Source organism: Fulvimonas soli, assembly GCF_003148905.1.
Lineage (GTDB): Bacteria > Pseudomonadota > Gammaproteobacteria > Xanthomonadales > Rhodanobacteraceae > Fulvimonas > Fulvimonas soli.
Genome location: NZ_QGHC01000027.1, coordinates 1 through 6,083, shown reverse-complemented (window position 1 = coordinate 6,083; position 6,083 = coordinate 1). Strand labels below are relative to the sequence as shown.

Annotated in this window: 7 protein-coding genes; 1 reads left to right on the top strand and 6 read right to left on the bottom strand. The window is 59.5% G+C overall.

Annotation, left to right across the window (positions count from 1 at the left end; all coding sequences use genetic code 11):
- Positions 1-172: 172 nt before the first annotated feature.
- Positions 173-1,636 (top strand): DNA cytosine methyltransferase, encoded by a 1,464-nt coding sequence (locus tag C7456_RS16575; protein WP_109724914.1) that lies wholly within the window; start codon positions 173-175, stop codon positions 1,634-1,636.
- On the opposite strand, the gene C7456_RS16570 is transcribed toward C7456_RS16575, so the two are convergent.
- The 6 genes from C7456_RS16570 to C7456_RS16555 all read right to left on the bottom strand — a co-directional run bounded on the left by C7456_RS16570 (position 1,598) and on the right by C7456_RS16555 (position 5,897).
- Positions 1,598-2,059, bottom strand: coding sequence for a very short patch repair endonuclease (locus tag C7456_RS16570; protein ID WP_245889921.1), 462 nt, complete (start codon positions 2,057-2,059; stop codon positions 1,598-1,600). The two genes, C7456_RS16575 and C7456_RS16570, sit on opposite strands and share 39 nt — an antisense overlap.
- Positions 2,060-2,084: 25 nt before the next feature.
- A complete protein-coding gene (locus C7456_RS17275) occupies positions 2,085-2,762 on the bottom strand; it encodes a PDDEXK family nuclease (RefSeq protein WP_170120247.1) in 678 nt (225 codons plus the stop codon).
- Positions 2,716-4,296 carry an ATP-binding protein gene (locus C7456_RS16565; RefSeq protein ID WP_170120246.1) on the bottom strand — a complete coding sequence of 527 codons (1,581 nt, stop codon included), beginning with the start codon at positions 4,294-4,296 and terminating at the stop codon, positions 2,716-2,718. Before C7456_RS16565 ends, C7456_RS17275 begins: the two co-directional genes overlap by 47 nt.
- A gap of 243 nt (positions 4,297-4,539) precedes the next feature.
- Positions 4,540-4,779: a hypothetical protein gene (locus C7456_RS17060; protein ID WP_139942969.1), complete on the bottom strand. Its 240-nt coding sequence runs from the start codon at positions 4,777-4,779 to the stop codon at positions 4,540-4,542.
- Between the two features lie 10 nt (positions 4,780-4,789).
- The gene (locus C7456_RS16560) at positions 4,790-5,374 is read right to left on the bottom strand and encodes a DUF6036 family nucleotidyltransferase (protein ID WP_109724913.1); all 585 of its coding nucleotides are present in this window, start codon (positions 5,372-5,374) and stop codon (positions 4,790-4,792) included.
- Positions 5,364-5,897: a hypothetical protein gene (locus tag C7456_RS16555; RefSeq protein ID WP_139942970.1), complete on the bottom strand. Its 534-nt coding sequence runs from the start codon at positions 5,895-5,897 to the stop codon at positions 5,364-5,366. The genes C7456_RS16560 and C7456_RS16555 overlap by 11 nt, the downstream gene beginning before the upstream one ends.
- Between the last annotated feature and the right edge of the window lie 186 nt (positions 5,898-6,083).

Sequence of the window (6,083 nt, the reverse complement as noted above, 5' to 3'; positions counted from 1 at the left end):
GCCGCCAACCATCGCGCACAAACCGGCAACAACGCAGTACCCTCCAACCCCGGGCTTTATCAGTAATCACTGGTACGGCTGATGGGGGCAGGTCAACCCGGGCGAAGAAGGTTCATGAGCAATTCTTGGATGTCCATGATCTGGGGGCCGAGAAGCGTCAGGGGCGAAAGGCATGAGCAAGCTGCGCGCCGTCAGTCTTTTCTCCAACTGCGGTGCCGGGGACGTTGGCTACCGCGAAGCGGGCTTTCGCTTTGACGTGATGGCCGAACTAGATCCCCGCCGTCTCGACGTTTGTTTGCTCAATCATCCGGGTGCTGAAGGCGTTCCAGGCGACTTACGCAAGACGTGGCAGACCGTGATCAAGAAGTACCGTGCACGTGCAGGGAAGGCGCGCCCAGCTCTGCTATGCGCATGCCCGCCTTGCCAAGGAATGAGTTCTGCGCGTTCGGGTAAAGGTAGTCACGATGACGCCGAAGCCGGCTCAAAGGACGAGCGCAATCTATTGGTCACGGTGGTTGCCAAGGTCGCGCTGAAGCTGATGCCCTCCCTCATCGTGGTCGAGAACGTTCCGGCCTTCTTTACTCGCAAGGTGCATCACCCGAAGGATAAGAAGCCGGTTTCGGCCGCGAACTATCTCATTGCCTCGTTGGCCGACCACTACGTAGCGTTTCCTCTGATCGCAGACCTCTGCGACTTCGGCATACCGCAGTCACGCAACAGAGCTTTCCTGACTTTCGTGCGCAGGGATCTACCGGGACTAAAGGAGCTGCTGCGCATCGGCAGGACGCCGTTTCCACGGGCGACGCATGCTCCCGACGTTGGCAATGCGACACCTGTGTCGCTTGCGGATGCGCTGGCAGCATTTGCACTCCCAGCTCTAGACGCGGCGACGCCCGAAGCAGCTCAAGCAGAGGAGTACGCCGGCTTTCACTCCGTGCCCGTATGGGACGAGCGCACGTACGCGATGGTGGCAGCGATTCCGAGCGGCACGGGTCGCAGTGCATGGGACAACGACGTTTGTCACCGCTGTGGGCCTGTCAAGGTGTTTCCTGAGACGGTCACTTGTCCTAAGTGCTCGGAGCCGCTTCTTCGTCCCATCGTGCGGGAGAAGGATGGTAGCTATCGGCTAGTAAAGGGATTCAAGAGCAGCTATCGCCGGATGTATGCCGACCGCCCTGCCGCTACGGTCACCACCGCGAGCGGGCACATTGGTAGTGACTATACGATTCATCCCACACAGAATCGCTTGCTCAGCCCTCTGGAATGCTCGCTCCTCCAAACTTTCCCGAGCGATTTCAAATGGGGGAACGCGCTTAAGAAACTTGGGCACACGAACGTGCGCGAAATGATTGGCGAGGCCGTTCCGCCCGCGTTCACCAAGCTGCACGGCGAAGTACTCTATGGGATCGTGAAGCGTGAATGGGGGCGTGCACCGATGGCTATGGGCGACGAGCGCTGTGCGAAGGCGTGGGCGAAACTGGCCGAAGCCGCGAAAAAGGATGGTCGCGTAGATCCCCGTAGCTATTTCGAGCACGCCGAGTCCGGCAAAGGTCAGATGCCCTCGGTGCATACCTCCAAGCGAACACCCACGGGCAGGTCAGCGTCGAAAAACGAAACTTCGCAAACGATGCTCTAGCAAGGACGGATCACGCGTCTCGCATTCCCATACGACGAGCACGTCCCATCCTAGAGCATACAGCTCTGTGATGTTTCTTTCGTCGCGGCGCTGGTTGAGCCGGATCTTCTCGCGCCATGTGTCCGCGTTGTTCGTTGGGATACTCGCACGCTTGCATCTTTCATGTCCGTGCCAGAAGCAGCCATGGACCAATACGACCTTTTGGTGGCGGGGCAGGACGATATCGGGCGTTCCTGGAAGATCCTTGCGCTGCAGTCGAAATCGACACCCCATCGCATGCAGTACGCGGCGCACGCGCAACTCAGGATCGGTATCGCGGCTGCGCACGGCCTTCATGCGGGCACTGGTCTCGGGCGCCACCCCGGCGTAGGCCGCCTTTTGGGTAGAGCCGGCTGATACCGAGTCTTTTCCTTGCTTGGTCATGGCAGTTCCGCGCGTTCCCTTCGACTCAGCTACCTTCCGAATGAGCCGTCGCGTCGCGCTCGACCTCTTCATAGACGGAAAGCTCAACGGGCAGGGTGGTGGAAGCAATGGGTTTCTTCGTGCTCAGCTTCTCGACCAGTTCGCGCAGGGCGGGGTCGCGTGCGCTCATCTGAGCAAGAAAGCTGGTGACGGCCTCCCCGCCAAGTTCGCAGATCTGCTGAACCCTGGAATCTTGGGCGTCGGCTTCGTTGCCTGCGAGTAGGGCGGCGATAAGCTCCATGTTCTCCTTGCGTGATCGGAGCAACAGGTCCTTCCATTCCTTGAACACGATAGTTTTGCCTGCGATCTCCTTGACTCCTTCGTCGTGGCTGCGTGCCACCAGTACGCCCTCGACCTTGCTGCTGCCGAACCGGGACTTGAGGTAGGAAACGTACGAGTTGAGTTGTTCGTATTCCGGCCATCCTGCCGTATCGTCCGGCCCTTTCAACTCGACCACGACGACGTGGTCGGCACCGCCGGTAACGGTGGCGCCAAGGAAGACGAAATCTGGCTTCGTGTATTCCGACTGGGTGGGCAAATGGACCGGACGTACTACGGACAGCCCGGCCTGTTCTGCCTCTTCGCAGATCTTCTTCAGCGACTTCCTCGGAACGAACCTATCGTAGTCGTTGTCGAGAATCCAAGGGAACTGCTCGATCAGCATTTGGAGTTGGGTTTCCTTGCCGAGCGTGATGTGCCGCTCTAGGAGGGAGAGAGCGTAGACGCGCTGAGAAAAGACTACCGCCAAGGATAGGCTTTCGGGTACGAGCTGGTCGGACAACTGTGACAGGACTAGGCTGAACTTGTCGGCGTCGAACAGGGCCGCCTCGTCCCATAGCTTCTTGATCAACCGCCTCGCGGGCTCGTGGGTCCAGGGCCTTGGCTGTGGCCTCGACCAGCCGTGCCCTGTTCTCGGCCTCCTTACCCAAGCGTGGCGTGACTTCGGAAAGTAGGTCGACCAAATGAGTCCTCTCTGAATCGCGAAGGTGCAATGATTCGTTCTCTTGGAGTACCTGCTCCACAATCTTCTCGTTTTCTTCCTTCGCTTTCTTCTTCCGATGCGCGTCGTAGAGATTGATCCAGTCCTTTACGCGCCGTTCTCCCCATTTGTAGAAATCAACGCAATCGGGATCCTCCCAATCGATTGAGGTGCGATCGGTCGAGATGGTGTCGCGTTCGAGTTCGTCCACCCAGTCCGCTTCGACGACTGCGTACATGTACCGCAGGTAGATTTCGTTTCCGCGATTCCCGAAAAAGAATGGCCGATCTTGGGCGATCTTCCCGTGAGCATATACCCCTATGCCGGCTTGCTCCTGACTCCATGTGGCCTCGTTTACGAAGCCTGCCCAGAATTTCACACTCCTCGTTCCCTTTGCGGTCTCGAAGGTGTCGGTTTCCATGCCGGTGTCTGGGTATCGCACCTCCCATTCCGGGAAAGCGTGTTTTTCCTCCAATTTCTGGCCGTTGACGAATACTTCGAAGTCCGGGCGTGCGAGGGTGACGGTGAATCGGCGTCCCAAAGACTCCATCAGAGTTTCCGGAGTGATGTTCTTCCTGATCGTCAGCAGAGACGCTCTAACGAACGTCCCGCTGCCCTTCTGGTCGATGTCGCTGACGAACTGCCTTAGGTGATCGGCGTCAGCACCTGCCTCGGTCAGAGGGAGATCGGTCATTGATCTGTTACGCGCCACCACCTTGGGCCGGTACTCGGAAAAGGCGGTTGGATTCTCCTCGGATTGCAGCATTTCGTCGTAATTGAAACGCAGCCACGTCGCTGTCTTGTTTGCGACCGTGATTAGGTCGACCTGTTTTGCGACGCCGAAGGGGGCCAATTTGCCGATTCCCTTCCGACCCATTAGGTCGCGAATTCCCGTGACGCTCTTTTCAGCCGGCGCTTTGGACGAGCGCTTCTTCTTTCCGACCAGAAGGTAACTGTTTTTCAGGACGGACTCATCCATCCCGACGCCGTCGTCGGAGACAATCACGCTGCTCGGTGCGCCGTCGTCGTTAGTTCCGACATGAATCCAGACTCTGTTGGCTTCGGCATCCCAAGAGTTGGAAACCAGTTCCGCCAAGACGTTGGTTGGCTTGTTCTGGTATAGCTTGAGGCCGAGATGCTCGATGACATTGTGCGAGAAGCGAAGAATCAGGCGATCTTCGTAGTTCTCGTTGGATTCCTTCTTCTCCTGGGTTCCCATCGCGATCCTCTTTCGCACCGTTTTTCCTATCGTAACGTAGGCGGGCCTTGGTTGAGGCGTCCCAATATGCCTCTATCGGGCTCGTGGGCTGAGTCGCGGCCACTCGGCTTTGATCCCTTGCGCCCTTGATGCGTACGACCTGCGCGCTTCGCTTGCCAGTTTTGATGGGGAGAGAGGAGTCTTGCTGGCGACCCCTCACGTAATTCCAGGTGGCGAATTCGTAGTTGCAGGCGCTGCAGCACGCTAGAGATGATTGCGGTTGGATCGAGTTCTGCCGAATGAGGCTTTGCCTCTGCATGCCCGGCAATCGCCGAGTGCGCGCGTGACCAGCATGGCGGTGTCCTGGAGGGACGAAAGCAAGCCCACGACCGGCGTCAGTCGTGCTTCCAGTTCGACGATTACAGCCTCGAGCGTCAGGCGTTCCAGCGCATGACTCGTGAGCAATTGATCAAGCGGATGTTGCGTTTCGCGCGTGAAGTTCAACAGTGTTTGATCAAATCCGGGTGTTGTCGATGATGCGGCAGGCGATGTCGATCGTGTTCTGCACCCTTGCAGTATCCCCGACGTAGGCGGTCAATGCGGCTTCGGCGCGTTGACGCAGGCTGGCGGCGTCGATCAGGCCATGCCGGGCCAGGGCGGCGATATCGTCGCGATCCTGGTCGGCAAACCGCCCCAGTTTGCTGACGGCTAAGTCGAGGGGCGACAGCAGACGCACATCCAGCACGCTGGGATCCACGCCGGGGAGGGCGAACGGCTGGGAGTCGTCGTAGGCATCCTCGTGCATCAATGCCAGGGTGTCGTTGTAGTTGCGATCCAGGTACAGCAACTGCGCGGCGCCGTCGGCATCTCGGTAAGCAACTTCCAAGTTCTCTGGCAGGGCGATGCGGCGTGAGAAGGCGGCGTCGACGTCCCTGGATACACGCTCGCCGGTGTAGAAGTGCAGGGCCGTGCCGCCGGCGATGTACATCCGGATCGGCAGGGCCTGCGGTGCGACATTGCCTAGGGATGCGGCGATGCGCTGCACGATCTCGCCGAGGGCGGCCAGGTACTCGCGCTGGGCGTTGTTTCTAGGCTGCATGCTTTCGTTCCATCGCCAGCAGCGGCAGGAAGCGCGACGGTCGCAGCGGGCTGCGCTCGAGCCAGCGCGCGAACACCGCCGGTTCCGAAGCGCCGGGATGCAGGCGTTCGGCCAGCGCCAGCAGGCCGCGCCGGTCGAGTCCGGGTTCCCCGGCCAGCATCACCGCCAGGCCGGCCATGAAGAAGCGCGGTCCGGCCGCCGACCATACGTCGTACGCCAGATCTCCGGAGGCGGCCAGCTTCAGCAGCCGCGCCTCGTCGTCGCGGTCGAGAGACGACGGGAAATGGCCGTCGGGAGTCACCGTCGCGGCGGTACTGTGGTCGATGACCAAGCGGGCGTCCACTGCGGCTGCCAGCGCTTGCAGCGTGGACAGGTCGCAACTGCTGCGTCGGCGCAGGCGCGAGAGGGTCTCGTTACGCACCCTCGCGCGTGCGGACCACTCGGTGTCCGTCAGCGAAAGCGTCCGCGCCTTGGTGGTGAGCTCAGCAAGAAGGGCGGAGAGTTGTGTGTTTGATCTTTTCATCAAGTAATGTGTACCATTGATTGATTAATAAGTCAATCAATGGCCGAGCTTAACTAGTGTGACGACTTCGACTAGCTCATGCTGCGCTAGCTGTGGAGCTTCAATAGGTTGTTTTGATCAAGCGTCAGTCGAGCCATGGGTGTCTGACCACCAAGTGCGCTGTGCGGACGGTGGCAGTTGTAGTGG

Bases quoted from the DNA above. Each gene is read 5' to 3' on its own strand.
- C7456_RS16560 (WP_109724913.1), bottom strand. From the start codon at position 5,374: ATGCAGCCTAGAAACAACGCCCAGCGCGAGTACCTGGCCGCCCTCGGC.
- C7456_RS16565 (WP_170120246.1), bottom strand. From the start codon at position 4,296: ATGGGAACCCAGGAGAAGAAGGAATCCAACGAGAACTACGAAGATCGC.
- C7456_RS16575 (WP_109724914.1), top strand. From the start codon at position 173: ATGAGCAAGCTGCGCGCCGTCAGTCTTTTCTCCAACTGCGGTGCCGGG.
- C7456_RS17275 (WP_170120247.1), bottom strand. From the start codon at position 2,762: ATGCTGATCGAGCAGTTCCCTTGGATTCTCGACAACGACTACGATAGG.
- C7456_RS16570 (WP_245889921.1), bottom strand. From the start codon at position 2,059: ATGACCAAGCAAGGAAAAGACTCGGTATCAGCCGGCTCTACCCAAAAG.
- C7456_RS16555 (WP_139942970.1), bottom strand. From the start codon at position 5,897: ATGAAAAGATCAAACACACAACTCTCCGCCCTTCTTGCTGAGCTCACC.